At 53.4% G+C, this 25,677-nt stretch carries 32 protein-coding genes; 16 read left to right on the top strand and 16 right to left on the bottom strand.

The genetic code is table 11. From position 1 onward, the window contains the following. Window positions 1–47: 47 nt before the first annotated feature. On the top strand, window positions 48–797 hold the full coding sequence (locus BUA85_RS03565) for a GNAT family N-acetyltransferase (protein ID WP_072900395.1): 750 nt from the start codon (window positions 48–50) through the stop codon (window positions 795–797). Next, complete coding sequence (gene olsA, locus BUA85_RS03560; protein ID WP_072899369.1) at window positions 794–1,615, top strand: lyso-ornithine lipid O-acyltransferase; 822 nt, start codon at window positions 794–796, stop codon at window positions 1,613–1,615. Before BUA85_RS03565 ends, olsA begins: the two co-directional genes overlap by 4 nt. Here olsA and BUA85_RS03555 read toward each other — a convergent pair. Then, window positions 1,605–2,228 carry a thiamine phosphate synthase gene (locus BUA85_RS03555; protein ID WP_072899367.1) on the bottom strand — a complete coding sequence of 208 codons (624 nt, stop codon included), beginning with the start codon at window positions 2,226–2,228 and terminating at the stop codon, window positions 1,605–1,607. The genes olsA and BUA85_RS03555 overlap by 11 nt on opposite strands. Before the next feature lie 174 nt (window positions 2,229–2,402). Here BUA85_RS03555 and BUA85_RS03550 point away from each other — a divergent pair, with 174 nt between their 5' ends. The 5 genes from BUA85_RS03550 (at window position 2,403) to BUA85_RS03530 (ending at window position 7,864) form a co-directional block, all read left to right on the top strand. Further along, window positions 2,403–3,149, top strand: coding sequence for an RNA methyltransferase (locus tag BUA85_RS03550; protein ID WP_072899365.1), 747 nt, complete (start codon window positions 2,403–2,405; stop codon window positions 3,147–3,149). Further along, on the top strand, window positions 3,146–4,261 hold the full coding sequence (locus BUA85_RS03545; RefSeq protein WP_242648982.1) for an alcohol dehydrogenase family protein: 1,116 nt from the start codon (window positions 3,146–3,148) through the stop codon (window positions 4,259–4,261). The genes BUA85_RS03550 and BUA85_RS03545 overlap by 4 nt, the downstream gene beginning before the upstream one ends. Before the next feature lie 79 nt (window positions 4,262–4,340). Next, window positions 4,341–5,177, top strand: a complete 837-nt coding sequence (locus BUA85_RS03540; protein ID WP_072899361.1) for a HalD/BesD family halogenase — start codon at window positions 4,341–4,343, stop codon at window positions 5,175–5,177. A gap of 75 nt (window positions 5,178–5,252) precedes the next feature. Continuing rightward, on the top strand, window positions 5,253–6,395 hold the full coding sequence (gene ctaA / locus BUA85_RS03535) for a heme A synthase (RefSeq protein WP_072899357.1): 1,143 nt from the start codon (window positions 5,253–5,255) through the stop codon (window positions 6,393–6,395). Then, window positions 6,395–7,864 (top strand): carboxypeptidase M32, encoded by a 1,470-nt coding sequence (locus BUA85_RS03530; protein ID WP_072899351.1) that lies wholly within the window; start codon window positions 6,395–6,397, stop codon window positions 7,862–7,864. The genes ctaA and BUA85_RS03530 overlap by 1 nt, the downstream gene beginning before the upstream one ends. A gap of 56 nt (window positions 7,865–7,920) precedes the next feature. Here BUA85_RS03530 and BUA85_RS03525 read toward each other — a convergent pair whose 3' ends face one another. Further along, the gene (locus tag BUA85_RS03525) at window positions 7,921–8,703 is read right to left on the bottom strand and encodes an enoyl-CoA hydratase (protein WP_072900393.1); all 783 of its coding nucleotides are present in this window, start codon (window positions 8,701–8,703) and stop codon (window positions 7,921–7,923) included. A gap of 44 nt (window positions 8,704–8,747) precedes the next feature. On the opposite strand from BUA85_RS03525, the gene BUA85_RS03520 reads away from it, so the two are divergent. Continuing rightward, window positions 8,748–9,173, top strand: coding sequence for a PaaI family thioesterase (locus BUA85_RS03520; protein WP_072899349.1), 426 nt, complete (start codon window positions 8,748–8,750; stop codon window positions 9,171–9,173). Window positions 9,174–9,186: 13 nt separating this feature from the next. Here the strand turns inward: BUA85_RS03520 and BUA85_RS03515 are convergent, their stop codons facing one another. Continuing rightward, window positions 9,187–9,609 carry a phage holin family protein gene (locus tag BUA85_RS03515; RefSeq protein WP_165611579.1) on the bottom strand — a complete coding sequence of 141 codons (423 nt, stop codon included), beginning with the start codon at window positions 9,607–9,609 and terminating at the stop codon, window positions 9,187–9,189. 8 nt (window positions 9,610–9,617) lie between these two features. Beyond that, window positions 9,618–9,929 carry an ElaB/YgaM/YqjD family protein gene (locus BUA85_RS03510; RefSeq protein WP_072899345.1) on the bottom strand — a complete coding sequence of 104 codons (312 nt, stop codon included), beginning with the start codon at window positions 9,927–9,929 and terminating at the stop codon, window positions 9,618–9,620. Window positions 9,930–10,312: 383 nt separating this feature from the next. On the opposite strand from BUA85_RS03510, the gene rplM reads away from it, so the two are divergent. Next, window positions 10,313–10,774 (top strand): 50S ribosomal protein L13, encoded by a 462-nt coding sequence (gene rplM / locus BUA85_RS03505; protein WP_072900392.1) that lies wholly within the window; start codon window positions 10,313–10,315, stop codon window positions 10,772–10,774. Then, window positions 10,774–11,271 carry a 30S ribosomal protein S9 gene (rpsI, locus tag BUA85_RS03500; protein ID WP_072899343.1) on the top strand — a complete coding sequence of 166 codons (498 nt, stop codon included), beginning with the start codon at window positions 10,774–10,776 and terminating at the stop codon, window positions 11,269–11,271. The genes rplM and rpsI overlap by 1 nt, the downstream gene beginning before the upstream one ends. 62 nt (window positions 11,272–11,333) lie before the next feature. Here rpsI and BUA85_RS03495 read toward each other — a convergent pair whose 3' ends face one another. Next, complete coding sequence (locus tag BUA85_RS03495; RefSeq protein ID WP_072899341.1) at window positions 11,334–11,903, bottom strand: YceI family protein; 570 nt, start codon at window positions 11,901–11,903, stop codon at window positions 11,334–11,336. 86 nt (window positions 11,904–11,989) lie between these two features. Between BUA85_RS03495 and BUA85_RS16890 the strand changes: the two genes are divergently transcribed. From BUA85_RS16890 to BUA85_RS03485, 3 genes are read left to right on the top strand one after another with little or no spacing between them, the layout of a single operon-like run. Beyond that, complete coding sequence (locus BUA85_RS16890) at window positions 11,990–12,127, top strand: hypothetical protein (protein WP_242648980.1); 138 nt, start codon at window positions 11,990–11,992, stop codon at window positions 12,125–12,127. A 3-nt stretch (window positions 12,128–12,130) separates the two neighbouring features. Then, a complete protein-coding gene (locus BUA85_RS17085) occupies window positions 12,131–12,517 on the top strand; it encodes an RNA polymerase sigma factor (protein ID WP_423219900.1) in 387 nt (128 codons plus the stop codon). A 1-nt stretch (window position 12,518) separates the two neighbouring features. Beyond that, window positions 12,519–13,271, top strand: coding sequence for an anti-sigma factor (locus tag BUA85_RS03485; protein WP_072899339.1), 753 nt, complete (start codon window positions 12,519–12,521; stop codon window positions 13,269–13,271). A 2-nt stretch (window positions 13,272–13,273) separates the two neighbouring features. Here the strand turns inward: BUA85_RS03485 and BUA85_RS03480 are convergent, their stop codons facing one another. The 6 genes from BUA85_RS03480 to BUA85_RS03455 form a co-directional block, all read right to left on the bottom strand. Next, the gene (locus tag BUA85_RS03480; RefSeq protein WP_072899337.1) at window positions 13,274–13,789 is read right to left on the bottom strand and encodes an acyloxyacyl hydrolase; all 516 of its coding nucleotides are present in this window, start codon (window positions 13,787–13,789) and stop codon (window positions 13,274–13,276) included. 73 nt (window positions 13,790–13,862) lie between these two features. Next, the gene (locus BUA85_RS03475) at window positions 13,863–14,480 is read right to left on the bottom strand and encodes a TetR/AcrR family transcriptional regulator (RefSeq protein ID WP_072899335.1); all 618 of its coding nucleotides are present in this window, start codon (window positions 14,478–14,480) and stop codon (window positions 13,863–13,865) included. Then, window positions 14,473–15,342, bottom strand: coding sequence for a polyphosphate kinase 2 (gene ppk2, locus BUA85_RS03470; protein WP_072899332.1), 870 nt, complete (start codon window positions 15,340–15,342; stop codon window positions 14,473–14,475). The genes BUA85_RS03475 and ppk2 overlap by 8 nt, the downstream gene beginning before the upstream one ends. 41 nt (window positions 15,343–15,383) lie before the next feature. Continuing rightward, window positions 15,384–16,382 (bottom strand): alpha/beta fold hydrolase, encoded by a 999-nt coding sequence (locus tag BUA85_RS03465; RefSeq protein WP_072899330.1) that lies wholly within the window; start codon window positions 16,380–16,382, stop codon window positions 15,384–15,386. After that, entirely contained in the window at window positions 16,366–17,280 is a 915-nt protein-coding gene (gene metA, locus BUA85_RS03460) for a homoserine O-acetyltransferase MetA (RefSeq protein WP_072899328.1), read from the bottom strand. Before metA ends, BUA85_RS03465 begins: the two co-directional genes overlap by 17 nt. A 41-nt stretch (window positions 17,281–17,321) precedes the next feature. Next, the gene (locus BUA85_RS03455; protein WP_072899326.1) at window positions 17,322–18,185 is read right to left on the bottom strand and encodes an ATPase; all 864 of its coding nucleotides are present in this window, start codon (window positions 18,183–18,185) and stop codon (window positions 17,322–17,324) included. Between the two features lie 133 nt (window positions 18,186–18,318). Between BUA85_RS03455 and BUA85_RS03450 the strand changes: the two genes are divergently transcribed. Both BUA85_RS03450 and BUA85_RS03445 read left to right on the top strand, forming a co-directional pair. After that, window positions 18,319–18,639 (top strand): hypothetical protein, encoded by a 321-nt coding sequence (locus BUA85_RS03450; RefSeq protein ID WP_072899324.1) that lies wholly within the window; start codon window positions 18,319–18,321, stop codon window positions 18,637–18,639. Beyond that, window positions 18,640–19,305, top strand: a complete 666-nt coding sequence (locus tag BUA85_RS03445) for a serine hydrolase (RefSeq protein ID WP_278246401.1) — start codon at window positions 18,640–18,642, stop codon at window positions 19,303–19,305. Between the two features lie 3 nt (window positions 19,306–19,308). Here the strand turns inward: BUA85_RS03445 and BUA85_RS03440 are convergent, their stop codons facing one another. Genes BUA85_RS03440 through BUA85_RS03430 form a run of 3 tightly spaced genes read right to left on the bottom strand, consistent with a single transcriptional unit; the run spans window position 19,309 to window position 21,684 of the window. After that, the gene (locus BUA85_RS03440; RefSeq protein WP_072899320.1) at window positions 19,309–20,037 is read right to left on the bottom strand and encodes an amino acid ABC transporter ATP-binding protein; all 729 of its coding nucleotides are present in this window, start codon (window positions 20,035–20,037) and stop codon (window positions 19,309–19,311) included. After that, window positions 20,037–20,870, bottom strand: coding sequence for an amino acid ABC transporter permease (locus BUA85_RS03435; protein ID WP_072899318.1), 834 nt, complete (start codon window positions 20,868–20,870; stop codon window positions 20,037–20,039). Before BUA85_RS03435 ends, BUA85_RS03440 begins: the two co-directional genes overlap by 1 nt. A 1-nt stretch (window position 20,871) precedes the next feature. Further along, on the bottom strand, window positions 20,872–21,684 hold the full coding sequence (locus tag BUA85_RS03430; protein WP_072899316.1) for an ABC transporter substrate-binding protein: 813 nt from the start codon (window positions 21,682–21,684) through the stop codon (window positions 20,872–20,874). A gap of 188 nt (window positions 21,685–21,872) precedes the next feature. On the opposite strand from BUA85_RS03430, the gene BUA85_RS03425 reads away from it, so the two are divergent. Further along, the gene (locus tag BUA85_RS03425; RefSeq protein WP_423219899.1) at window positions 21,873–23,726 is read left to right on the top strand and encodes an SLC13 family permease; all 1,854 of its coding nucleotides are present in this window, start codon (window positions 21,873–21,875) and stop codon (window positions 23,724–23,726) included. A gap of 49 nt (window positions 23,727–23,775) precedes the next feature. Here the strand turns inward: BUA85_RS03425 and BUA85_RS03420 are convergent, their stop codons facing one another. After that, window positions 23,776–24,372 carry a VPLPA-CTERM sorting domain-containing protein gene (locus BUA85_RS03420; RefSeq protein WP_083526168.1) on the bottom strand — a complete coding sequence of 199 codons (597 nt, stop codon included), beginning with the start codon at window positions 24,370–24,372 and terminating at the stop codon, window positions 23,776–23,778. A 163-nt stretch (window positions 24,373–24,535) separates the two neighbouring features. Continuing rightward, entirely contained in the window at window positions 24,536–25,675 is a 1,140-nt protein-coding gene (gene mnmA / locus BUA85_RS03415; RefSeq protein ID WP_072899311.1) for a tRNA 2-thiouridine(34) synthase MnmA, read from the bottom strand. Between the last annotated feature and the right edge of the window lie 2 nt (window positions 25,676–25,677).

Genomic DNA, 25,677 nt, shown 5'->3' with positions numbered 1-25,677 from the left:
ACATCTACCTAACAAACAGCTTGTTGAGACGGTCCAAAGGCGGAATTGTGTCCGATACCCCAAATTTCCGTGCATTCTTTGCGTCAAATGATGCGCATTTGGCCGCGGCCCAGCGCTTAAGACACGATGTGTTTGTCAGAGAGCTAGGAGCGCTCCCAACAGATGCCTCAAAGGAAATAGATCGGTTTGATGAGCACGCGGATCATTTAATTTTGGTGGATGAATCGCGATGCGAAAACGATCGCGTTGTGGGTGTCTATCGTTTGATGGACAAAAGGCAGGCTGAAAGTGCTGGAGGTTTTTCATCTGCAAATGAATATGACCTAAGCCCGTTGGTTTCTTCCGATCGTCGCATACTCGAGCTTGGCCGCAGTTGCGTCCATCCCGACTATCGGGGCGGTATGGCGCTTATGCATTTGTGGCAAGCTCTTGCTGAGCACATTCGGAGCAATGACTTTGAGGTACTATTTGGCGTCGCATCCTTTCATGGCGCGGACGCCAATGAACACGCCGAAAGTCTGACCCTCTTGCATCAAAATCATCTGGCACCGATGCCTATGAGACCTTCCTCAAAAGATCCTGCAGAATTCAATAGAAAGTCGCGTGATGCCCTTGACCGCCGCAAGGCCATGGCAAACATGCCATCGCTGATCAAAGCTTACTTGCGGCTTGGGGGAACGATTGGAGATGGGGCCTTTGAAGACAAGGCGTTCAATACAACCGACGTGTGCATGATTGTAGATGTTGCCGAAATGGATGATCGCCAACGATCGCTTTATGCGAAGGCGCCGAGATGAGCAGTACGTGGTATTCGGATGATATTCCGCCAAGACCGCCAGTCGGCGCGCGGGGAGCGGTCGTCGCGATCTTGCGCGGAGCTTTGCTTCTCACTCTGATCGTAGCAGGCCTATTGGTCCTGCTTTTTTTGCGGCTTTTGGAGCGCCCAGTTTTTGGTTCCAAACGTCCGGTTACGCCATGGATTACTCAAGGCGTCTGTAGAACCGCGCTCCTCATTCTTGGCATACGATACCGCATCACGGGCCAGCCTATTGTTAGCTCTGGGGCCTTGGTGGCCAATCACTCAAGTTGGCTGGATATATTCGCGCTCAACGCCGCCACGCGGCTTTATTTTGTTTCAAAGTTAGAGGTTGCGGGATGGCCCGGCATCGGATGGCTCGCGCGAGCGACCGGGACGGTCTTCGTCGTGCGAGACAGGAAAGAGGCGCATCACCAAGTCAAACTTTTTGAAGATCGACTAAGGGAAGGGCATAAACTGCTCTTCTTTCCGGAAGGCACTTCAACTGACGGACTTCAAGTTCTTCCATTTAAGCCGACGTTATTCGCAGCGTTTTTTGGCAAGGAGTTTGATGGCATGAAGCTTCAAGCTGTGACTTTGAACTATGCGGCACCGGAAGGTCGGGATCAGCGGTTCTACGGATGGTGGGGCGACATGGACATGGGGCCACACCTCTGGTCAGTGCTCGGTACGCTCAAACAGGGTTCAATCGAAGTCGTCTTTCATCCGCCAGTCGTTCGAACGGGTTATGCCGATAGAAAGGTAATGGCGAAAGAACTCGAAACTCAAGTGCGGGATGCCTTGACGGCTAAGCCATAGCGGCCACAAAATCCAAGAGTCTGCTTTCGGGGTTGTCCGAGGTCCAGATTTCATCGCCAATGCCGAAGAAATCGGTGAACGGGGAAAATTCTGAGATCAGCTGATCGGTCAAGGCACCTTCGGCAACGACCGGCACTTCGATCATCTGCGACCACCACTGAAATAGATCAAGCGGCGCAAGGTCTCCGCCACCCAAAGCTGACTCACCAGTTGGGCCAAAGGCGATGTAATCCGCACCAAGCTCACCGGCTGTCATACCGTCGTGGCTTGAGTTGCCGCAGTAGGCCCCAACGATTGCATCGTCCCCAAGTTCCTTGCGGACCTTCAAGACAGATCGAGCCCCATCCGAAAGGTGAACACCGTCAAGCCCCAGACGTTCCACCATTTGCACATGTGTGTCGATTACCAAGGCAACGTCACGGGCCTGTGTGACTTCGCGAAGGGCGTCCGCCGCACGGATCACCTTGTCTTCTTCATTCGTACCAAGAATTAAGCGGACACAAGCCACAGGCGTCGCATCAAGACAACGGGCGAGCGTCGTTGGGTAGGTGGAAAGATCAAAGTCCGACGGGGTGATCAGATAGATCTGTGGCTGTTCGGCGGCGTCTGTCATGCCAATCCCCCTAAGGTCTTCAAACATCGCGCGTTTTAGCGATGTTTTCGGCTCTTGGCTATGGGGTTTAGCAATCTCGTGCCTTAGTCGGCTCGGCAACGGCAGTGAATTTTCCAATCCTTGCCTTGCCTACAAGCTCAGCGTATCACGCCGCGATCTTGTAAAGGAACGCCCATGCCCAGCGCCGCACCTCAGCCCGCATTCGTTTTGATCCGCCCTCAGATGGGCGAAAACATCGGTGCGGCGGCGCGTGCCATGTTGAATTTCGGCCTCGACCGGATGCGGATCACCAGCCCGCGCGACGGGTGGCCTAACCAAAAGGCGGTCGCAATGGCTTCGGGCGCGGGTCGAGTGTTGGACTACGCACAGCTGTTTGACAGCACCGCTGATGCAATTGGCGACTGCGTTTATGTCTATGCGACCACGGCTCGTCCTCGTGAATTGACCAAACCGGTTTTCTCGCCAGAGGCCGCGATGCAAGACGCAGCGCAGCGCATCGCGAAAGGCCAGAAGGTTGCAGTGATGTTTGGTCCGGAGCGGGCGGGGATGGAGAACGATGATATTTCCCGCGCGAATGCGATTGTGACGGTGCCTGTGAACCCTGATTTTCCCAGCTTAAATCTAGCCCAGTGCGTCCTCCTCATGGGATACGAATGGCGACGAGCGACTGAAGAGGTCGTTCCCCAGACCGTCAGCATGGAAGGCGATTGGGCCGAACAGATCGAGATTGAAAAGCTCGCGGATCACTATGAAACACGGATGCAGGATGCGGGTTTCTTTTACCCTGAAGCCAAAGCAGCAAATATGAAGATCAACCTACGTAACCTATGGAGCCGGATGCCATTGACGCGGGCGGATGTGCAAATGCTGCACGGGGTTTTGCGCCAGATGGTACGTTGGAAAGAGCGGGGGGATGAATGATGGATCGGTTCGACACTTCAGGACACGACAAGACAATGATGGCAGTTGTCACCACAGGCAATGGTGGCTTTGACAAGCTGGAGTATCGCGCGGTTCCAATTCCTCAACCCAAAGCCGGTGAGGTATTGCTGCGTGTCCTAGCGGCGGGCGTAAACAACACAGAAATCAATACGCGGCTCGGATGGTATTCATCCTCCGTGACAGAAAGCACAGACGCCACCTCTGATGAGCAATCCGAAAAAAGCGAACAAAAGGCTGATGGCGGCTGGAACGAAGCAACACCGTTCCCATTCATCCAAGGCACCGATTGCTGCGGACGAGTTGCAGCCGTTGGAGAGGGCGTTGATGCCTCCAGGATCGGTGAGCGTGTCATTGTACGAGCCTGTATGCGCCCCAATGGTTACGACACGATGGACAACATCTGGATGGCATCTGACTTTGACGGAGCCTTCGCCGAATACGTCGTGGTTCCTGCGTCCGAAGCCTTTGCCGTCGATGTCGATTGGTCAGACGCTGAGCTTGCCGCTATTCCCTGCGCCTATGGCACCTCTGAGAACATGCTACACCGCGCCAACGTGAAAGCCGGCGAACATGTGTTGGTGGCCGGTGCCTCCGGCGGTGTCGGCAGTGCCACCGTCCAACTTGCCCTTAGGCGGGGTGCTAAGGTCACAGCGATTTCGGGGGCTTCGAAACACAATCAGTTGCGATCGCTCGGGGCCTATCATCTCCTCGACCGTAACGAAGATGTGGTTGCGGCGCTTGGCGAGCAATCCGTTGATGTGGTCGTTGACAACGTCGGTGGCACAGGTTTTCCGAACATGCTAAAGGTGCTGAAACGAGGCGGGCGGTTCGTGACGTCGGGTGCAATCGCAGGGCCAATTGTGTCGCTCGATATGAGAGACATGTACCTCAAAGACATCCAGTTGATCGGGTCAACGGCTTGGGACGAACCAGTGTTTCCGAACCTCATTTCCTACATCGAAAGAAGCGAGATTAGGCCGTTCCTCGCAGGCAAATATCCTTTGTCCGAGATTGTTCAGGCGCAAAAGGGCTTTTTGGAAAAGAAGCATGTTGGGAAACTTGTGCTGATCCCGCCTCAACCTGAAACTTAACGACCGGCGCATCTGTCGTTTTCAGACAAGACCAACTCTTATGCAATGTTTGATCATCCCTATAGCGGGAGGATCAATCATGGATGCGCAACACCTTATCAATATGGATCGCTTTCCAATTTTTGAGGAAGGCGAAAATCGTGCCGCGCTCGTAAAACAGGTGCAAGCAGACTTAGCCGATGATGGGTGCGCCGTCCTGAAAGGTTTCGCGAGCAAAGTTGGATTGGCATCGATGTTGAAAGAGGCGGATAGCGTTGCCCATAAAGGTCATAAATCGACGGGCCGTACAAACGCATATTTCACGCAAGACGATCCCTGTTTACCTCACGACCACCCTCGACGGCAGTTCTTTGATCGTTCCAATTGCTTTGTGCCTGCCGATAATTTCCCACCCGAAGGGCCACTACGCAGCCTCTATGAAAACGTTGTCTTCTCCGGTTTCGTCAAAAACTGCCTGCAAGAAGATGCGTTTTTTCCATACGCCGACCCCTTGGCAGATGTGATCGTGAATGCGGCGGAAGAGGGCAATGGCTTCCCTTGGCATTTTGACACCAATAACTTTACGGTCACTCTCGCGCTTCAAAATGCGGATGATGGCGGCGCATTCGAATATGCCCCCAATGTTCGCAAGGGCGATGAAAACTTCGCTGAAGTTGCGCGTGTGCTCGATGGGTCTTCTGATCTGGTCAAAACACTTCACCTCGAACCAGGTGATTTACAGATTTTCCGGGGGCGATATTCGCTTCATCGTGTCACCCCACTATCGGGGCCAACGCCGCGCTATGTGGCAATCTTTTCTTGGGTGGATCAACCCGACATGGTGGCAACCCCAGAGCGCTGTAAGCAACTCTACGGGCGCGTGCTGCCTATTCATTACGAACGCGCCGGCCTGCGGAGCGATGAATTTATCGACTAAAACGGTAGTTTTGCCGCACCACCTTGTCCTGTCTGGTCTGGCACCATAGTTTGCCGCCCAAGACAGGAGGCCCCAATGGCAGACAAACCGCGTTCCATTTTTGAAGACGTCGGCACCACCGAAAAACAGGTGGCAACGCCGGGGGCGATTGATCGTGGCGGGCAGGGTGCTCGTGGCGCTATTCGCGCTTGGTTATTTGTTCTGTTTGGGTTGGTGGCTGTGATGATCGTCGTCGGTGGGCTGACACGTCTGACAGATAGCGGTTTGTCGATCACGGAATGGAAGCCAGTAACCGGGGCCTTGCCGCCGATGTCGGCAGAGGCGTGGGATCTAGAGTTCGAGAAATACAAGCAAATCCCCGAATACACCGAACAAAATATCGGGATGACGATGGAGGAATTCAAAGTCATCTATTGGTGGGAATGGGGCCACCGGCAGCTGGGCCGTGTGATTGGCCTCGTGTGGGCCATAGGCTTTGCCTATTTTGCAATACGGCGACAAATCCCGACCGGGTGGACCCAGAAACTCTTGTTCATCGGTGCCCTTGGAGGTCTTCAAGGGGCGATCGGTTGGTGGATGGTATCGTCCGGCCTCAAACCTGGGATGCTTGATGTGGCATCCTATCGTTTGGCGATCCACCTTGGACTGGCCTTTGTTATCTTCGGATTTATCGCTTGGTACATCATGCAGCTGTCTCGACGAGAGGCAGATTTACTGCAAGCGCGTCGAAGCGGCGATGCAAAGATGTGGTCGATGTCGACGGGTTTGATGCATTTTGCCTTTCTGCAAATCCTGCTTGGCGCTCTGGTCGCGGGGATTGATGCGGGCAGGGCTTATCCAGATTGGCCGTTGATGGCAGGTGGGTTCTTTCCACCCGAACCCTTTGGCCTAACACCTGTCTGGCGAAACTTTTTTGAAGATGCTGGGTTGGTTCAATTCATGCACCGAATGGCGGGGTATCTCCTGTTCATCTACGCGGTCGTTGTTTGGCGGATGGCCAGCAAAAGCGCCAACACCTCGATCCGGTTCAGTTTCAATCTCGTGCTCGCGATGATGTTCCTACAAATGGTCATCGGTATCGTGACGGTCATGTATTATGCGCCATGGAACATTGCGATCGTCCATCAGATCGGAGCCATCGTTTTGTGGGTGTTGATCCTACGTGCACGATTTATGAGCCGCTATCCAATCCCCGAAAAAATAGCAGGAGCCGCCTGATGAGTGCCTATGATGACCTAATGGCTTATGAACGCCAGACCCAAGCTTTGTCGCAGGTTGCTGGGCGACTGGGTTGGGACCAAGAAACGATGATGCCGGAAGGCGCGACGCCGCAACGGGCGGAAGAACACGCCGCCATGGCAAGCGTACTTCATGCGCGGCGCACGAACCCGCAGGTTGGGGAATGGTTGGCGAAGGCTGAGGCTACCGATGACGTCGCCAAGGCTAACCTCTACCACATCCAGAAAGACTATGATCGGACCATGCGGATGCCGTCCGATTTAGCCGAAGAATTGGCCAAGACGACATCTTTGGCGCATCTCGTATGGGCGCAGGCCCGTGCCGACGAAGATGTGGCATCGTTTTTGCCGATGCTGGAAAAAGTTCTCAAGCTGCGCAGAGAAGAGGCTGCAGCTGTTGGTGACGGCGGTGACGCTTATGACGCGCTGCTTGACAGCTATGAGCCGGAGGCAACCGGAGCCCAAATTGCCGGAATGTTCGATGCCTTGCGACCACGTCTTGTTGCTTTACGCGCCGCTGTATTGGACAAGTCGGCACCAGCGCAACTGAACCAAACCTTCGATGAGGCCGGACAGTTGGCTCTGTCGCAGAAACTCGCGCAAGCTTTTGGCTACAACACCGAAAATGGTCGCATCGACAAAGCGGTGCATCCCTTCTCCAGCGGGTCTGGTTTGGACGTTCGGATCACCACGCGCACCAGTGCTGATGATCCGTTCAATTGCTTCTATTCGACCATCCATGAGGTTGGTCACGCGTGCTACGAACAAAACATCAACTCTGATCACTTATTGACGCCGCTCGGCGGCGGTGTGTCGATGGGTGTCCACGAAAGCCAAAGCCGGATTTATGAAAATCAGCTTGGCCGCAGCCGCGCGTTCACAGGGTGGCTTTACGGTCAGATGCGTGATCAATTTGGTGACTTTGGAATTTCGGATGAGGACGCGTTCTATGCCTGCGTGAACCGTGTCTCTGACGGGTTCATTCGGACTGAAGCTGATGAAGTGCAATATAACCTGCACGTCATGCTACGTTTTGATTTGGAACGCGCTTTGATCGCAGGTGATTTGACGGTGGCCGATCTTGAGGCTGCTTGGAACGACCGCTTCCTTTCGGATTTCGGCTTTGCGGTTGAAAAGCCATCAAATGGCGTTCTGCAGGACGTGCATTGGTCGGAAGGCCTGTTCGGATACTTCCCAACCTATTCTCTAGGCAACGTTTATGCGGGCTGTTTGCATGCTGCCTTGCGGGAGGATATTGTGGACCTTGATGACCATCTGGCACGAGGGAACACTGAACCGGCGACAACATGGCTCCGCGAAAACGTTCAACAGTACGGCGGGTTGATGAAACCGGTTGAGGTTATCGCTCAGGCGTCCCGTCAGGAGCCGAGCGAAGGGCCGTTGTTGGATTATCTTGAGACCAAGTTCGGCGGGATTTACGGGCTTTAATGTATCTGGTCGGTCGACCCTTCGGGGGAGTTCATGGGCCAAGATGAAAGAGCACGTTACTCCCAGTTAGGCGGGCGTTTCTCTAAGAAGGCATTGATGCCTTCGTCGGTGTCGTCATCTGCCATGTTGCGGACCATGACGTCGCCAGTGAACGCATAGGCATCTTGCGTGGTCATTTCAGCCTGCTCATAAAAGGCGCCTTTACCATGGCGGACGGCGCTGCCAAGCTTTCCTGCAATGGCTTGGGCCAGTTCCAAAGTCGCTTCGGCAAGATCGTCCGCCGGCACATGTCGATTGATCAAGCCCAATCGCTGCGCTTCTTCCGTTTCGATGAAGCGCCCAGTGGTCAGCATTTCAAACGCCGCTTTGCGTCCGATGTTGCGGGTCAGGGCGACCATCGGCGTCGAACAAAAGAGCCCAATATTGACACCGTTTACGCCAAAGCGCGTGCCCTCGGCAGCAACAGCCAAATCGCAGGTCGCAACGAGCTGGCATCCTGCAGCTGTTGCGATCCCGTGAACTTGAGCGATCACGGGTTGGGGCAGGGATTGGATCTTGCCCATCATTGTCGCACAGCGGTCGAAAAGGTCTTTGAACGCCGCCGCTCCGCCATCGTCGTCAGCGCGTTTCGCTTGCATTTGTTTCAGATCATGCCCAGCGCAAAATGCTTTGCCCGAACCGGCTATGATCACAGCTTTCACCGAAGCGTCCGACGAGAGCGTATCCAACATCGACGTCAACACCGCCAACATCTCATCCGACAAAGCGTTCAAGCGTTCGGGGCTATTCAAGGTCAATTTCGCGACGGCGCCAATGTCTTCGCGGATTAGGATTGTCATTGCCGGACCTTTCGTGATCATCTGCCTCAAACCAAGAGGCTCATATGACACTTAAAATGGACGCCGACGCTTTGAAAGCGTTTCTGAAAGCGGAATTTCCACAGGTCTGCGATGATTTTGAGATAGAGCGCCTGGATGAAGAGCTTTTAACCGTGCGTTTGGTGACATCTCAAAGACACCTAAGGCCAGGTGGAACGGTCTCTGGCCCATCCATGTTCGGCTTGGTCGATGTGGGTGTATATCTCGCCATACTGGCGCGCATTGGTCCTGTCGCCCTGGCCGTGACGACGAATTGTAGCATCGACTTTATGCGCAAACCTGTGGCCGGGGCGGACCTTCTAGCCGAAACGCGTATCTTGAAGCTCGGTCGCGCCTTGGCTGTAGGAGATGTGTTAGTTTACAGCGAAGGGGATGATCGGCCCGTCGCTCGCGCATCGTTAACCTATTCGATCCCACCGAAGTCAACTTAGCCTTGCCGATCCATTAACGTTTAAAGGCTCGCCCAAGGATCACACCAGCTGCAAGAGCGACACCGAAGATCGTCGCATTTGTCTCCTCTGGGGTTGGATTTTCGCCGTCCGCTTTCACTTTACCAGATGTGAGTGATGTTAGCGCTTCGATTGCTGAGGTGATGTCGCTTTCTTGCTGGATCGTTTTGCGCTGCATCATCGACCTTCCGACAAGTATCAAGACGCCAGAGATACCAAAGACCAAGGCAGAGACAGTCAAAGCGGCAAGCCACATCTCCATAAATGTCGAAAGCCATAGAAAACAACTTAACGCTAAGAACGCGATGGCGAGACCGATGAAACTAAAGGCAACGACCTCTAATGCGACGCCTGCGGTCCGTTTCTTTACGTCACCAAATTGCGACGCGACGAATGCTTTCATAAGATCTTCGAGCATCTGTACGTTCATCGCCGCGTTATCAGACCAACGAGGAAGCCAACTCCAAGCGCGACGGCCGCCGCTTGAAGGGGTTTCTCTTTAATCTGGTCTTCGATGGATTGTGTGGACTGACGGGCGCGTTCTCGGCCCTCTTCGAGGATTTCCTTCGAACGGTTTAGAACTGTTTCCGCTTCGGCAATAGCTGCATCGCGCTGCGCCACGGCTTTTGTTTCGCCAATCTCGCGTAAAAGTCGGCTCAGTTCGACGATATCATCTCTGACGACTTGAAACTGACGTTCAACATCATTGCGGCCGGTGCCCTCGGTTGCTTCGGTCATAGATTTTCTCCCTTTGCTCAGAACTATTGATGCGCTTCGCGAGCAGTGAAATAGATATACGCAAAATGAAATGCGCATAGAGCTAAAATGAATCTGACATGTAGACTTATAGTTGTGCAAGAAGGGCCGAGAACTCAATTGATTATTGCAAAGCGTTTGTAATTTTTACCACTAACTTCGATTTGGCGACCAATTGTTCTATTAACGCTGTTGCTTCGACCAAATTTACCCGAAATTTATGGGGTAAAATAATACCTAATTTACAATGCTCTGTTTTTGCACAGAATTTCATGGGAGAACGCTGTTGACTGGTAATTCCGCAGCTATATAACGCCTCAATCTGAATGACAGGGCGTACGCGCCCCTCAACACTCGAGACCGATATGAAAACCTTTACCGCTACTCCCGCGGATATCGACAAGAAATGGTACGTGATCGACGCCGAAGGCATCGTTCTGGGCCGTCTTGCTTCGATCATCGCGATGCGCTTGCGCGGCAAGCACAAGCCGTCCTTCACACCACATATGGATATGGGCGACAACATCATCGTCATCAACGCTGAGAAGGTCCAGATGACCGGCAACAAGCGTGATGAGCGTTACTACTGGCACACGGGCCACCCAGGCGGCATCAAGTCCCGCACTAAGGCTGAGATCCTCGAAGGAGATCACCCAGAGCGCGTAGTTATGAAAGCTGTTCAGCGTATGCTGCCCGGCGGCAAGCTGTCCCGCCAGCAAATGACACACCTTCGCGTTTTCGCTGGTGCCGAACATGGCATGGACGCGCAGAAGCCTGAAGTTCTGGACGTTGCTTCCATGAACAAAAAGAATACGAGGACTGCATAATGGCCGATCAAGTCAACTCACTCGAAGAGCTGGGCCAGGTCGCTGAGGGTGTCGAAGCACCTGAAGCAGTGGTCGAAACTGTCATCAACCGCGAACCAGTTCGCGACGGACTCGGTCGTTCTTATGCGACCGGTAAGCGGAAAGACGCGATTGCTCGTGTTTGGATCAAGCCAGGTTCCGGCAAGGTCACTGTGAACGGCAAAGACATGCCTGTTTATTTTGCTCGTCCAGTTTTGCAGATGATCCTGCGCCAGCCATTCCAAGTTGCCGGCGTTGTCGACCAGTTCGACGTTATGGCAACTGTCAAAGGCGGCGGTTTGTCTGGTCAGGCTGGTGCGGTGAAGCACGGTATCTCTAAAGCGCTGCAGCTTTACGATCCGTCCTTGCGCCCATCTTTGAAAGCCGCTGGCTTTCTCACACGCGACAGCCGCGTTGTTGAGCGTAAGAAATACGGTAAAGCAAAAGCACGTAAGAGTTTCCAGTTCTCCAAGCGTTAATCTGCTTTGCAAGAGTTACGGAAGGGCGGTCCTTGAGGCCGCCCTTTTCGTTTGTGCGGGCGCTACCTTTCAAACATCAAGTGCAAGGTGATTGGTGTCACCCGCGTGATGCTATCAAGGTTCTCCAGCCCTTGCAGGACATCAACACCTTCATCGACGCCCAGCTCTTCAGTAGACAGATAACCAGCCGTATTTGTGCTGACCATCACGCGATTGGGTGCCACGCGCAGAATGTAGGCGTCTAGATAAACATCGACATCATTTCCAAGCAGGTTCAGTGTTGCTTCGATTTCCATCTGGGTACTCTCGCCTGGGCGGAGCTTTTTGATTTCGTCCAAGTCGACCTCAGCGGATATTTCAGCTGTCGCAAGGCCGCGGAACACATGTTCAGCCATGCGCTCGTTTCTGATGTCTATATTGGTGTCCAAGGTCGTTAGATCAATTGCGACGTCGACGTTGCCATCATTATCGACCGTTCCACTGAGGCCAGAGAACGTATGGGCTTCTCCGATGAAATCGTTCTTGATCAACCCGAATGAGACGACAGACTCAGCGGGGTCAAGATCCCAAGCCGCCGCGAATGTTGGCAGAGTGGTTAGGGCGACTGCAGCAATGGTTGACTTAAAATTCATTTGTTAGGTCCTTCCTGTTGTTGTTTAACCGGGCGCACGCGTTGCGCTGTATGAGATGGAAACACCCAAGGACGTGAACTTATTCGATGGCTGACAAATATTTCTCGCCAACAGAGCTGAACAGCGCACTTGAAGACGCAATTCCATCGATTTGGCGCTTTGCGATCGCCTTGACGCGTAACCAACCCGACGCGGATGACCTGACGCAAGCGACCTGTCTTTGAGCGATTGAAAAACGCACGCAGTTTGAGCGTGGTGGCAACTTTAGAGCGTGGTGCGCCACGATCTGTCGTTCCATTTGGCTGAACCAACTTCGCGCCGAGCGGGTCAGAAAGGCCCAAGACATAGACTCAGTCTCGGAAGAGGCGCTTGCGTCGCTCGCACCCGATGCCGAAACGAATATTTTCGCTGCTGAAGTGTTTACGCAGGTGATGCTGCTCCCCGAAGCTCAACGCGAGGCGGTCTTTCTTGTCTATGCCGAAGGCTATCGATATTCGGAGGCAGCTCAGATACTTAGCGTCCCAATCGGGACGATCATGAGCCGATTGTCAGCTGCACGGCAGAAATTAAAGTGGTTGCAGTCCGATGGGACTGTTCAACAGGGAAAAAGATGAGATGACCTATACCGATGAAGATCTGATCGCATTCCTTGATGGCACGGCATCGGAAGAGCTTGCAGCGTCAATCGAAACGGAATTAGCGGAAGATAGCGATCTTGAGGATCGTTTGATGAGACTTGATCCTTTGAGCGCGCCGGTAAGCGATGCATTTTCACGTTTGAAAGGCCCGGCAGAAAGCGCTGTGGATTTGCCCGCTATCGATCCCGAGGCACGTGCAGGTTCATTGGCAAGGTTCTTACCTTTGGTCGCTGCGGCCGTGTTAGGCGCAGTTGTTGCAACGGCTCTCATGCCGCCTTCACCTGATGCCGCAGATTGGCGTGTTCAGGTTGCGAATTATCAAGCTCTATATGGTGAGAGCACCGTCTCAGCGACTCAGTTTTCGTCAGAGGAGTTGGCAGAGCAAACGACCGTGGCAGGGCAAGAAATCGGCCTTGCTGGATTGGAAACCGTTCCAGAGCTGGCAAATGGATTGACCCATGTGCGAACGCAAGTCTTGCAAGTCGACGGGGTTCCATTGGCACAGATCGTCTTTCGTACGGATAACGGCATTCCTGTCGCGCTCTGCGGACTGCCGAGGGACAGCGGAACGGCTGTATCCGAAATCGGCGTCGGCTCCATGTCAAAGATGCGGAGCGCATCGTTTGATACGGGGTCGCATAGTTGGCTGCTAATCGGCGGCAAAGACAGTGACTTAATCGTAGAAAACGCGAAGCTTTTCCAATCAGCCCTGGAAGGTCTTGACGCGTAAGCCTACCGGATTGGGACCGAGAGCCGAAGGTGGAGGGTCTCTAACCCGGGATTGGTTTCCCAAATGTGAGCGTTGGAACGGTGGTCATAGGCCACGACAGCGCGGACGCCGTTGTGAAACTCATAACCAAACCCGATGGAGCCTCGAAATTGAATGAAGCCGCCAATATCGGGGCCGTCACCAGCGGCATAGAGGCCAGGCATGGCGTAGGTTTCGAAATAGATCGGCGCGTCCAACAGGTGCTCGCTCGTCCATTTCAAGCCGGCGCCGACCCAAGCGTCACCGGTATCAGTTACAGACGCTGAAGCAATAGGTTGGAAAGGGCCGTACTTTCGGCCAAAGTCATAACCGATCAGGATTTCTTCGCCGATCCAGCGGTTGTTGAATTCTGTTCCACCCAATTGCACATGCCAGCGCGCTTGATCTTCGGAATAGGCAAGGCAGCTTGTTTGGCAATCGTTGAGATACATGTCGGTGAAGCCGAACACGGCAAATACACCTGCCAACCAACCTTCCATACCGCACCATCCTAAGAATTTTCAGAATCAACCTAATGGGCTGTTTAGCAAGCAACCATTAAGCGGAATATGCCTATTTATCGGGTGCAACCAAACCGAGGCCACGAAGATACACTCCGATGCCGGTCTCTAACAAATCTTCTGGCGGGTAGGGGCTTTTTGTCCCCGGCGACCCGCGAGCAAAAAGTTCGACGACCCCGTGGCTCATCGCCCAGATATGGGCAGAGAACATCTGAGGGGGCGGGCGCTTTTCTTCCGGAATATGCTGGCTCAGGTCAATTGCCGCTTTCTCCAACACGCCCAAAGCTCTGGTCGCGACTGCATTCAACTCTGGCGTCCGGTTAATGGAAATGCCCGACTCAAACATGGCGATGTAGTGGCCTGGGTATTTTTGGGCAAACGCCAGATAAGCGCGTCCCGTCGCCTCAAACGCAGCCAAGGCCGACGGTTGACCCTTTGAATAAGCATACTCCATTAGATCGGCAAAAATCTCGTAACCTTGACGCGCGGCCTCAGCGATGAGGTCTTCACGGCCTTCAAAGTGTCTATAGACTGCAGCCGGTGTTACACCGGCCTCGCGAGAGGCTTCGGACAAAGTGAAGCCAGTAGGACCTTTTGCCTCGATCAGTTTGAGACAAGCCTCGACCAGCGCTTCGCGCAGATTTCCGTGATGATAGCCGCGTTTAGGCATCCCAGATGTCCGGTCCGCCCGCTACCAAGGGATCAATGTCTCCAATGGCCTTTTTGTCTTTGAGGTCATAGTCAACAGCGCTCAAAACACTTCGTATGGCATTCACGCGGGCGCGTCGCTTGTCATCGGAGCGAACGATTGTCCAAGGCGCATGTGTGCTGTGAGAGCGATCAAGTGTTTCACGGATCGCATCTGTGTAAGCGTCCCATCTATTCAAGCCCTCAACGTCGATCCAACTAAGTTTCCAATGCTTTAGCGGGTCTGTTTCACGTTCCAAAAAGCGTTGAAGTTGCGTCGCACGCCCCACGTTGAGCCAGATCTTAAAGAGCTGTATGCCGTCATCCGTTAGCAGGTTTTCAAAGTCCGACACCTGATTGAACCAATGGGCACGTTGATCCAGTGTGCAAAACTCAAACACATGTTCGACGACGCCGCGATTGTACCAACTGCGGTCAAAGAAGACGATCTCGCCCGCTGAGGGGAGATGTTTAATGTAGCGTTGGAAGTACCATTGGGTCGATTGACGATCAGTGGGCTTGGATAAAGCAACCACACGCGCTTGACGAGGATTAAGATTCTCGCGGAACCTTTTGATTGCGCCTCCTTTTCCGGCGGCATCCCGTCCTTCAAAGACAACCACGATCCGGTCTCCGCGTTCCCTGACTGAAGCCTGAAGCTTTACCAATTCGATCTGCAAGTTGGCCAAAGAAACTTCGTACTCTTTCCGACCCCAACGCTCATCATAGGGGTAATCAGGGTTAAGAATGTCGCCTTTCTTCGCAGTCTCAATTGCCTCGCGCAACTCGGCTGGTGCGGATTCGTTGAAAAAGCGGCTGATTCCGCCATCAAATGGTTTGTCCATGACGCCTCCTGACTTCGCTTTAATATGGGGTTTGGCGCGGCCTAGCGCAATCCGGCCCGCATTGCCGCACGTTCAATTGCAGCGACCGTTGCATCTGGGTCTGCATGGTGCGGCATGTGCCCAACCCCTTGCAATTCAGTCAAATTTGCAGAAGCGACGATTTTGCGAAGCTCATAAGGATGCACGTTGATCGGCACAGTTGCATCAAGCGTTCCATGCACGATCTCAATCGGTAACTCCAACTCAGGATACCGTTTGGACATTTCAACCACATGCGGGCGAAGTGTGTTCACTTGTCGTACATTTGCACGGAACTGCGACGGTCGAAGTGTAAGGGCACCGCCTACGTAATCCGCATACCCCTCCGGCACGGGCTGAGGCTTGAATATCCCGTCGATTGCATCCGAAATACGCTGATCAGAGGCAAATGCGGAAATGATAGGAATTGTGGTGACACCGCCGAGCGCACTGCCATTCACGCGGTAATATTGGCCCAACTCACCGGGCCAAGGCATGAGCACACCCGCAAGCGAGACAATAGCAGAAGGGTTGGCTGGGCTTTCACTATCCAGCGCTAGGTTGGCCCAAGCCATCGATACGATGCCGCCAAAGCTGTGACCCGCAACGATGGGGGCCTCGAGACCCAGAATTTCAGATGCTTTGCGCAACATTTCAGCCTGTGCAACCGGGCTATCGCCCTCGGTCGCAAATGCCTTGTTGTCTAAGCCCGGAACACGGTCCGAATACCCCATACCCGGACGATCAAAGACCGTGACGCGAAACTGATCGGACAGCCGGCCGACAAGATCAAAGGTGAATTCACGCACGTTACCGCCGGCACCATGCAACAGCACCAAATCAGGCCCAGCACCTTCCTGAACGTAGTGAATACGTCGTCCGTCAACTCCCACAAATTCACCGATGGGCGGGAACTGAGTTTCAGCGGATTGTACGCGTGCATTGCCTCTCACCGCGGTAAAGGCGGCTCCTGCTGCGATGGCTGCAGCGGCTATGGTAAATGTTCTACGTGCCAATCTCATCGATGTTGTAATGTGTCGACTGATAAATCTCGTTAATCCAATTACCATATAGGAGGTGCGCGTGGCTCCGCCACCGGTTCATCGGTTGTTCCGCTGGGTCATTTTCAGGGTAATAGTTCACGGGAACATTTATCGGTGTCCCATTCGCGATATCCCGATCATATTCGCCCTTCAACGTACCGCTGTCATATTCGAAATGGTTGAAAATATAGAGCGCACAATGATCTTTATCTTCGACGAGCGCGGGGCCCACCTCGTCGCTTGTCAGCAAGGTTTGCAAACCAGCGGCATCAATCTCATCCTGTTTCATCTCAGTCCAGCGGCTCACCGGAATAACGCAATCGTCGGAAAAACCGCGCAAATAAGGCGAATTGGGTGCAGTGTTCACATGACGAAAGCAACCAAACGCTTTTGCCTCCAGCATATGCTTTTTCACGCCATGGAAGTAATTGATCATCGCCATCCCACCCCAGCAGACACCAAAGGTTGAATGCACGTTGGTCTGGGTCCACTCCATGACTTCGCGAAGTTCGTCCCAGTAGGTCACATCGGTGAACTCTAAATGTTCAATCGGGGCACCCGTGATGATCAAACCGTCGAACTTCTGATCTTTTACGTCCTGAAACGGCTGATAAAACTCAGCCATATGCGCGGCGGCAGTGTTCTTGGTTTTGTGCTCTGACATCCGCAGCAAGGTCAGTTCGATCTGCAGCGGCGTCGCACCGATCAAACGAGCAAACTGGTTTTCGGTGTCGATCTTCTTGGGCATCAGGTTCAGCAAGGCAATCCGCAACGGGCGGATATCTTGACGTGATGCTGTATCCTCTCCCATCACCATCACACCTTCGCGCGACAGCACGTCAAAGGCGGGAAGGGCACTTGGGAGTTTGATAGGCATTGGTTTTATCCAGTTTGGTTGGAGGTCAAGAGATAGGTGGCTCAGCCACGCATCTCAAGCACTTCGGCGACAACGTCGATGAAATCGTCAGCTGATCGCACTGTTGTGATCTTCGCCGCTGTTATGGTTAAGCCCCACCGATCGGCCATCGCTTTATAACGCGGCTGTCTATGGGCCAAAGCGGACGCATAGGTCCAACGGATGAAATGATCCGGATCAACCTTTTCAGGGGCAACGCCATGCTCGTCTAAATAGCGTGTCCAACACTCTAAAAGGAATGTTGGGTCGTATGACATTGGCTTTGGCTCTTTGTCGAAACGACGGATCAACTCTTCTGTGTGTTCCTCAGTACCCTCAATCCAAATCATTAAGGTCTTTTCGGACAGATCCGCCATGATCGGGTCATCGGGGTTATTCACGTCAACCCATTCACAGATCGATCCGCCTGTATCGCAGATGAAATGCGGATAGCCATACAAATCGTTTGCGCGATCAATGAAATGGCCGGTGTCATGAAGGGCTGCAATCTCAGACGCTTGGAATTGATCCTGACGGCGCGTGTATTCATCCCACAAGAGCCCGCCCTTGTCGGGATCGCCCGGCTTTCCAAGGTAGGACGACATCGGCTTAAGATCGTCGAAGGAAATATTTGAGCCGATATAGATCGAGTTAGATTTCAGCAGATCGCGGAGAAATGGGACCTTCATCGCCTCACGTTTGGCATTATCGGCAATCCGTTCACCCATATAGCGCGTGCCAATGCGGTAATCGATGGAGTAGTGGAACCAATCACCATTGTCGCGCAGCATCTTAGAGATATGGGTTTTCCCAAGACCGGACATCGCGAACACAAGGACGCGTTTTTGCGGGGCGTTGCGCCAATCAGAAGCAGACGAATAGATCATGCAGGCTGGTTACGCTTTCTTTTCAAAAGCTGCTAGCCATCAAAGCCAAGCCGTTGGTCGATTTGGGCTAAGTTGTTGCCAAAATCGCCTTGTCGCATAATGATCAGCGATATTCGATTTAAGGATTTTTGTTATGAGGCATGCACTTCTTGCCATTTCTATCGCTTTCGCAGCGCCTGCAATCGCTGATGAGACGTCAGATGCAATTTTGGACAGTTGGCGCGCATGGGCGGATGAATACGGGATCACTGAAACATCTATCGCAGTTGGCAAATCCGGAGAGATCATAGCAACCGACGGGATCAATCGGCAAAGCGATGTTGGCTACCCGATCATGTCTCTTTCGAAAGCGATCACCGCTGTCTGCTTGTCAGATGTGCTCGCCGAAACGAATTACAGTTTCGAGACTACGCTAGCAGATCTGCAGGGTGAATTCTCTAAAGTTAATATTTAGATACCCAACACACTTTCCGACGCAACGCTTGGTCAATTGATGACGATGACGGCTGGTTTGGAGCCAGACCTGACGCAAGGCGATTTCAATCGAAGCTATCGCTACGGTGATACACGCAACATCGGACTATCCAAGCAAGCGCTTCAATCGCGCGGGCTGCAGGGTCGGAACGGCACCCATTTCTATAATAATGGGTCATATGCACTTCTTGGAGCTTTGCTGGAAGCGCTGACGGAAACCGACAATGTCGCCACCTGCGCATCAAGAGTCTTTCCCGACGGCACAGGTGAAACCGCAAAGTTTGATGACGATTGGATCGGTCTTGCCGCCTTTGGAGGGTGGTCAGCATCTGCCGAAGACTATTTGAGCTTCGTCATGTCCGCCTACGATCCAGCTGGCGATATCGCTCCGAACCTCTTGCGCTTGCCAAACTACCGCAACCCAGAGCGGGGATGGTACTACGGAGTTGGTACATACTTCCGTCTTCGTTCGCCGCATAACATCTTTTGGCACTTCGGCGCGCTATGCGGTACCCGCGCACCCGATCAGGGGTCATATTTCGCCTATTACGACAACGGATATGCCGTCAGCGTAAACTTCAACGCGTGTTCACGTGAGCCATTAGGGATTGCTTTGGACGGAGTGCTTTGGGAGGCTGCTCATTAGCTCCTAAAGCACCCGCGCCAAGAACTCTCTTGTTTGTGGGTCGGTTGGATTTTCGAAAAGGACGCTCGGAGGGCCTTCTTCCACGATGCGTCCATCTTTCAGGAAGCACACTTTGTCTGCCGCTTCTCGGGCAAACCCCATCTCGTGCGTCGCCAGCATCATTGTCATGCCGCTGTCCTTCAGAAGGCGCAGCACCTCAAGAACTTCTCCCACCAGTTGCGGATCAAGTGCTGCAGTGATCTCATCAAACAGCATCACTTCAGGCTTCATCGCCAAAGCACGAACGATCGCCACGCGCTGCTGCTGGCCGCCTGAAAGCTGGTCGGGATAATGTTCCATACGGTCCGCAAGGCCGAATTTCTCGAACAAAGCCTCAACCTCTGGCCGCAACTCCTGTCGGGACTTCTTGTAGACGCGACGGGGTGCCAGCATGACATTCTCAATCGCGGTCATGTGCGGGAACAGATTGTAGCTTTGGAACACCATGCCGATCCGCCGCCGAACAGGCATAGGGTCTAGCCCGGGGATGGAGATGTCCTCGCCATCAAGGAAGATCTCTCCGTCTTCAATCGGCTCGAGCAAATTGATGCAGCGCAGTAGCGTCGATTTTCCAGCCCCGGACGCGCCAATCAGGCAAACCATCTCACCCTCTGCAACATCCAAACTGATGCCATCGCAAACGGTATTCGAGCCAAACCGTTTTACGACATCGCGGAGCGAGAGTTTCGTCATCAACTGCGTTCCCGGTTCTGTTTGGCCAACAAATAATCAGCGTAGCGCGTTGCCGGAATGGTGACGGCGAGGAAGATGACGGCGGCACCCACATAGGGCGTAAAGTTCGCCAACAAGGATTTGTAGACACCAGCCTGCCGGAAAATTTCGACGGGCCCGATGAAGCTGAGGAGGGCGACATCCTTTTGTAGTGCGATCAGCATGTTCATCTGGGCAGGGATTACGCGGCGTATCGCTTGTGGCAGAATAACGAACCGTATCGTGTCAGACTCGCTGAGCCCTAGTGACTCAGCCGCAGACCGTTGGCTTTGATGTACCGATTCAATGCCGGACCGGAAAATCTCTGCCACATAAGCGGAATACGTCAGGATCAACGCTAGCGAGCCCCAAATGTAGGGCGAATTCCATGGCCGCGGCAAACCCAAACCCGGAATGCCAAATCCGATCAGGTAAACCGTCAGAATGACTGGAACGCCGCGAAAAATATCAGTGTATGCGGCGCCCAATATCCGAAGCGGAAAGAGTGCAGGGCTGCGGACATCTCGGGCAAGGGCCACGAGTAACCCGAGGATGGCAATCAGAGGCGCACACCACGCAAAGATTGCGACATCCAGCATGAAGGCCTCAAGCAATCCGGGAAAGGTCTTTGCGAAAACGTCCCAATTGAAAAAGCTCTTCTGAACCTTTTCCCAACCGGGCGCCATGGGCACCAAAAATAAGACAGCCAGCACAACGATTGTTGTGCTGCTACCCGCAATAATTAGGGATCGGCGTCGGAGCCGGTCTTCGTAGATTTGGCGGCGGGTGCGCCCCGCCGCGCTTTGGTCCGCCATCTTAGTCGATCAATGGCACGCCAGTGGTGTCCTGCAGCCACTTCGCTTCGATCTCGGCCAATGCGCCACTGTCTGTCAGTGCGGCAAGTGCTTCGTCAACGCAGGCCTTCAGCGGGTTGCCATCTTCCATAAGCATGCCGAACTGATCTGGATTGTCCGAGCGGTCTGCTGGGAATTGGCCCAAGATGGACGACCCTTCGATCATAACTGCGCTCAGGAAAAGAGCAGTCGGTAGATCAAACAAAGCCGCGTCGATCTGACCGGCCTGCATCGCAGCGGTAACGTCCGCGTTGTCGCCATATAGGAGCGGATCACTGTCCGGCTGAATAAGGTCTGTCAGCATTGGAACAGCGGTTGTTGTTCCAACAGCACCCCAAAGGAGGCCCTTCAATCCTTCCAGCGTTGCTTCCGCATTCTTGCCTTCACCAACGACCAATACTGCCATCGGTGCCGAATAGTAGGGGGCCGAGAAATCAACAACTTCGTCACGCTCTGGCGTGATGGAATATTGCTGCATGTTCATATCGAAGTTCTTAGCGCCCGGTTGGATGGCTTCATCAAATGACGACCGAACCCAGACCACGTCATCCGCTGCAAAACCCATTTCGGCGGCCACAGCATAGGCAACAGCAGCCTCAAATCCTTCGCCACTCTCAGGGCTGTCGTCCATTACCCACGGATAGTAAGCCGGATTGCCTGTTGCAATTGTCAGTTTGCCTTCGGTCAGCGTTTTGCCAGCTGCGCAATGTCCACCAGCCAATGCCGATGTTGCGGATAGTGCGAAGACAATTGAGATGAATGATGTCGTTTTCATGTGGCCCCCTAAGAAAATAGTGATTTACTCGGCCTGAGTATGAAGCGTTTCAGCCGCATGTCTAGCTGGTATTATGAACAGTCAATACTGGCGCGCTACGACGCTCTATCGGTTGTGTAAGAAACGATCACAACGGTACAAAGACGAGAGGGGATTCGAGATTGGAACCAATCACACTGACATTTGAAATGACCGTCGTGCTTGGGCTGCTGGCCTTTACGGTGTTCCTCTTTGTGTCAGAGATTGTCCGGATCGACTTTGCCGCGATCCTTGTGATGGTTTTGCTCGGCGTTCTCAGCCAGTTGCCAGGGCTTAGCAACCTTGCAGATGTTCAGCATCTCTTTGACGGGTTTGCCAGTAACGCGGTGATATCGATTATCGCTGTAATGATCATTGGGGCGGGGTTGGACAAAACAGGCCTAATGAGCAAGGTAGCGGCTGCCATTCTCAAATTCGGCGGAACAACCGAAGTGAGGATCATTCCGATCATCTCTGGAACCGTGGGTGTCATCTCGAGCTTCATGCAGAATGTGGGCGCGGCCGCTTTGTTCCTCCCAGTGGTCAGCCGGATTTCTGTGCGAACCGAGATACCGCTCAGCCGACTTTTGATGCCAATGGGGTTTTGCGCGATCCTTGGCGGTACGATGACGATGGTTGGGTCTTCGCCGCTGATCTTGCTTAACGACTTGATCATCAGTTCCAACGATATGCTTCCCGAGGACAGTCAGATGGAACCGTTTTCGTTGTTCTCTGTCACACCAGTGGGCATCTGCTTGGTTTTCACCGGTATCCTCTATTTCATGCTTCTCGGGCGTTGGGTTCTGCCGAATAGAGGCAAGGATGAGGGGAGCAGTGGTCAATCGGTAAGAGATTACCTTAAGAAGATCTACGGCCTTAAGTCTGATCTTGTTGAGGTCATCGTTCCCGAAGGCTCAATCCTGCGGGGTCAAACTTTCGAAGACATCATGGTCGCTCACAACCTCTACATTCTGGGATCGTATCACAAGGGCCAAAGGTTCTTTTCACCTGTAACCTCGACCACAGTCCAAGACCCATGCCGCCTTGCCATCATGGGTAGGCGCAAGGTGATCCAGGCCATCGCTGAGGACTATGGCTTGGAAGTTCTGCCCGAGCTCGACATATTTGCGGAAGCCTACGCGCCGACCGTCGCAGGTGTGGCAGAGGTCGTCATCCCACCTGACTCCGATCTCATTGATAAAACCGCACGTGACGTTGTGATGCGTAAGACATATGGCCTAGGTCTGCTTGCCATTCATCGGGGCGGGGATACGCTGAGCCTCGTTGAGACTGAGGATCATGCTGTCACAGACATAAGCAACGAACCGCTCAGGGCAGGGGACACGCTCGTGGCTTTCACAGCATGGGATCGTCTGGCCCGTTTGACGAAAGATCGCGATTTCGTGGTGGTGACGAGTGATTTCCCGATGGAAGACCTGCGCCCGAACAAAGTGGCATGGGCCTTGCTGTTCTTTGCAATTACGCTCGGCCTCATCCTCTTCACCGACCTGCGTTTGTCTTTGGCTTTGCTGGTCGGCGCTTGCGGTATGATCGCGTCGAATGTGCTGCGCATTGACGAAGCCTATGAAGCGGTTAGCTGGCCAACTGTGTTCCTCCTCGCCAGTTTGATTCCGTTGGGGCAAGCGGTGCAGAACACGGGAACTGCCACGTGGATCGCTCAGGAAATCTTGGAGCTTCTAGACGGCTGGCCGATTTGGGGCCTGCAGGCGGGCATTGCGGTCTTGGCAACGGGTTTCACACTGGTGATGTCCAACGTTGGTGCAACGGTCCTCTTGGTTCCTCTCGCTGTTTCCATTGCCGTGGCCGCTGGAGGTGATCCCGCGATCTTTGCGCTTACGGTGGCTATCTCCACGTCGAACAGCTTCCTCATTCCAACGCATCAGGTGAACGCGCTGATCATGGGGCCTGCAGGCTACAAGGTTGTGGATTTTCTCAAGAGCGGTGGGATCATGACGATTCTCTTCCTCATCGTGTCACTAACGATGATGAACGTGGTGTTTTGATTTTAAGGAAATAGAGTGCTGCCCCGCACAAATGCGAGGCAGTTTTATGTTAAGCTGCGCGCTTGCGACGGGCAGCGATGCCAAGGCCGCTCAGACCAGCGAGTAAGAGCAGCGATGATGCGGGTAGCGGAACCGGTGCAACGTCGAGAGTTACGGTTGCTTGTGCTGTAGCACTATTTCCAAAACCAAAAACGCTACCTTCTTCTAACTCAACAGTAAAAACTGTGCCATCGTCGAGAGAGACTTGTTGCGTACCGGTCGTCCACTCGAGGACACCTCCGCTAAGGAAGCCAGCGAAGGTGCCGAACCCCCCAAAGCCTGAGTCACTGACAGATCCGCCCGGAGCTTCAAATGCAAGAGTAGCCTCTACTGCAAAAAGCCCACCACCAATGAAACTCTCAACGTCGACAATCGAGAAGTCAATAAAATCAAAGCTGTAAGAGTCCCCAACGCCAAGATCAAAAATTTCATTGTCGAGATCGGCCGACGGCTCCGCAAATATTGCAGCACCAGCCGATAATTGCCCTGAGATGAAAGCTTCTGATCCAGGTCCATCCACATCAAACGATACTGTGGAAGCAGTGGCAGATGTTGCGGCTAGAGGGATGGCGATAGCGGAAGAAATTAATAAGTGTTTAATATTCAAGGTAAAAACCCCCTTTGACTAAGAAAATGGGCAAAATAAGCCCAACTAATCATACCAACTACCGCGTAGATTGTGAAGAAATTGTGTCAAACGCCTTATTTTGGCCAAATTTAATGCTCTGACCAACGGCAGCTTTAAAGGAATTGGTTCGCGCTAAGCGGGCTTAGTGCCCGCGCCAAATCCAGCCGCCGCCTAAGATACGGCTGCTTTTAGGATCATAAAAGACGCAGGCTTGCCCAGGGGACACGCCTTCTTCGGCAACGAGAAGTTCAACCTCGGCCTCAGTGTCTGAAATCGGGCGGAGCACAGCATCCGTGGGCGGGCGTGTGGAGCGGACTTTGACCGCGATCTCACGCTCACCGCCGGACAAAAAACCGCCGTCGCCAATCCAATTGATCTCGCGCAAAGGAACGCGGCGCGTTGCTAGCAGTTCTTTCGGCCCAACGACCACCTGCTTAGCGTCTACATCGAGTTTCACCACATAAAGCGGATCAGACAATCCGCCGATCCCCAGACCGCGCCTTTGACCGATGGTGTAGTGGATCACCCCCTTGTGCGTCCCGAGTGCATTGCCATCGATATCAACAATTTCTCCCGGCTCGGCTGCTCCGGGACGCAATTTCTCAATCACGGCCGCATAATTTCCGTTCGGCACAAAGCAAATGTCTTGGCTGTCCGGCTTGTCGGCCACACTCAGACCGTATTTTGCAGCCAACTTGCGAGTTTCATCTTTCGATGGATGATGCCCAAGCGGAAAGCGCAGGAAGTCTAATTGCTCCTGAGTTGTGGAGAACAGGAAATAGCTCTGGTCCTTGGTCGGATCTGCTGCACAGTGCAGCTCAGCACCATCGGAGCCCATCATGCGTTGAATGTAATGGCCGGTCGCCATACAATCGGCATCTAGATCCTTTGCGGTTTCCAATAGATCCTTGAATTTGACGCGCTCATTGCAACGGATACATGGCACAGGGGTTGCGCCAGCAAGATAACTATCAGCGAACTCATCAATAACGGCTTCTTTGAAGGTGTTTTCGTAATCCAAAACGTAATGTGGGAAGCCCATTTCCTCCGCAACACGGCGCGCATCATGAATATCACGACCCGCGCAACAGGCACCTTTCTTGGCCAATGCCGCACCATGGTCATAGAGTTGCAGCGTCACGCCAACGACATCATAGCCTTCTTCCGCAAGCATTGCAGCGACGACAGAGCTATCCACGCCACCCGACATCGCAACTACCACCCGCGTTTCCGAGGGCGGTTTCGCAAAACCGAGTGAATTGAGAGCCGGATCAAGTGGCATAA

Source organism: Cognatiyoonia sediminum, from assembly GCF_900129845.1.
Lineage (GTDB): Bacteria > Pseudomonadota > Alphaproteobacteria > Rhodobacterales > Rhodobacteraceae > Cognatiyoonia > Cognatiyoonia sediminum.
The sequence above is the reverse complement of the archived record's forward strand: the minus strand, read 5'-3'. Positions and strand labels throughout refer to the sequence as shown.

What these genes read in the sequence shown, in the direction of transcription:
- olsA (WP_072899369.1), top strand. Translation starts at nt 794, where the DNA reads ATGAGCAGTACGTGGTATTCGGATGATATTCCGCCAAGACCGCCAGTC.
- BUA85_RS03555 (WP_072899367.1), bottom strand. Translation starts at nt 2,228, where the DNA reads ATGACAGACGCCGCCGAACAGCCACAGATCTATCTGATCACCCCGTCG.
- BUA85_RS03550 (WP_072899365.1), top strand. Translation starts at nt 2,403, where the DNA reads ATGCCCAGCGCCGCACCTCAGCCCGCATTCGTTTTGATCCGCCCTCAG.
- BUA85_RS03545 (WP_242648982.1), top strand. Translation starts at nt 3,146, where the DNA reads ATGATGGATCGGTTCGACACTTCAGGACACGACAAGACAATGATGGCA.
- BUA85_RS03540 (WP_072899361.1), top strand. Translation starts at nt 4,341, where the DNA reads ATGGATGCGCAACACCTTATCAATATGGATCGCTTTCCAATTTTTGAG.
- ctaA (WP_072899357.1), top strand. Translation starts at nt 5,253, where the DNA reads ATGGCAGACAAACCGCGTTCCATTTTTGAAGACGTCGGCACCACCGAA.
- BUA85_RS03530 (WP_072899351.1), top strand. Translation starts at nt 6,395, where the DNA reads ATGAGTGCCTATGATGACCTAATGGCTTATGAACGCCAGACCCAAGCT.
- BUA85_RS03525 (WP_072900393.1), bottom strand. Translation starts at nt 8,703, where the DNA reads ATGACAATCCTAATCCGCGAAGACATTGGCGCCGTCGCGAAATTGACC.
- BUA85_RS03520 (WP_072899349.1), top strand. Translation starts at nt 8,748, where the DNA reads ATGACACTTAAAATGGACGCCGACGCTTTGAAAGCGTTTCTGAAAGCG.
- BUA85_RS03515 (WP_165611579.1), bottom strand. Translation starts at nt 9,609, where the DNA reads ATGCTCGAAGATCTTATGAAAGCATTCGTCGCGTCGCAATTTGGTGAC.
- BUA85_RS03510 (WP_072899345.1), bottom strand. Translation starts at nt 9,929, where the DNA reads ATGACCGAAGCAACCGAGGGCACCGGCCGCAATGATGTTGAACGTCAG.
- rplM (WP_072900392.1), top strand. Translation starts at nt 10,313, where the DNA reads ATGAAAACCTTTACCGCTACTCCCGCGGATATCGACAAGAAATGGTAC.
- rpsI (WP_072899343.1), top strand. Translation starts at nt 10,774, where the DNA reads ATGGCCGATCAAGTCAACTCACTCGAAGAGCTGGGCCAGGTCGCTGAG.
- BUA85_RS03495 (WP_072899341.1), bottom strand. Translation starts at nt 11,903, where the DNA reads ATGAATTTTAAGTCAACCATTGCTGCAGTCGCCCTAACCACTCTGCCA.
- BUA85_RS16890 (WP_242648980.1), top strand. Translation starts at nt 11,990, where the DNA reads ATGGCTGACAAATATTTCTCGCCAACAGAGCTGAACAGCGCACTTGAA.
- BUA85_RS03485 (WP_072899339.1), top strand. Translation starts at nt 12,519, where the DNA reads ATGACCTATACCGATGAAGATCTGATCGCATTCCTTGATGGCACGGCA.
- BUA85_RS03480 (WP_072899337.1), bottom strand. Translation starts at nt 13,789, where the DNA reads ATGGAAGGTTGGTTGGCAGGTGTATTTGCCGTGTTCGGCTTCACCGAC.
- BUA85_RS03475 (WP_072899335.1), bottom strand. Translation starts at nt 14,480, where the DNA reads ATGCCTAAACGCGGCTATCATCACGGAAATCTGCGCGAAGCGCTGGTC.
- ppk2 (WP_072899332.1), bottom strand. Translation starts at nt 15,342, where the DNA reads ATGGACAAACCATTTGATGGCGGAATCAGCCGCTTTTTCAACGAATCC.
- BUA85_RS03465 (WP_072899330.1), bottom strand. Translation starts at nt 16,382, where the DNA reads ATGAGATTGGCACGTAGAACATTTACCATAGCCGCTGCAGCCATCGCA.
- metA (WP_072899328.1), bottom strand. Translation starts at nt 17,280, where the DNA reads ATGCCTATCAAACTCCCAAGTGCCCTTCCCGCCTTTGACGTGCTGTCG.
- BUA85_RS03455 (WP_072899326.1), bottom strand. Translation starts at nt 18,185, where the DNA reads ATGATCTATTCGTCTGCTTCTGATTGGCGCAACGCCCCGCAAAAACGC.
- BUA85_RS03450 (WP_072899324.1), top strand. Translation starts at nt 18,319, where the DNA reads ATGAGGCATGCACTTCTTGCCATTTCTATCGCTTTCGCAGCGCCTGCA.
- BUA85_RS03440 (WP_072899320.1), bottom strand. Translation starts at nt 20,037, where the DNA reads ATGACGAAACTCTCGCTCCGCGATGTCGTAAAACGGTTTGGCTCGAAT.
- BUA85_RS03435 (WP_072899318.1), bottom strand. Translation starts at nt 20,870, where the DNA reads ATGGCGGACCAAAGCGCGGCGGGGCGCACCCGCCGCCAAATCTACGAA.
- BUA85_RS03430 (WP_072899316.1), bottom strand. Translation starts at nt 21,684, where the DNA reads ATGAAAACGACATCATTCATCTCAATTGTCTTCGCACTATCCGCAACA.
- BUA85_RS03425 (WP_423219899.1), top strand. Translation starts at nt 21,873, where the DNA reads ATGACCGTCGTGCTTGGGCTGCTGGCCTTTACGGTGTTCCTCTTTGTG.
- mnmA (WP_072899311.1), bottom strand. Translation starts at nt 25,675, where the DNA reads ATGCCACTTGATCCGGCTCTCAATTCACTCGGTTTTGCGAAACCGCCC.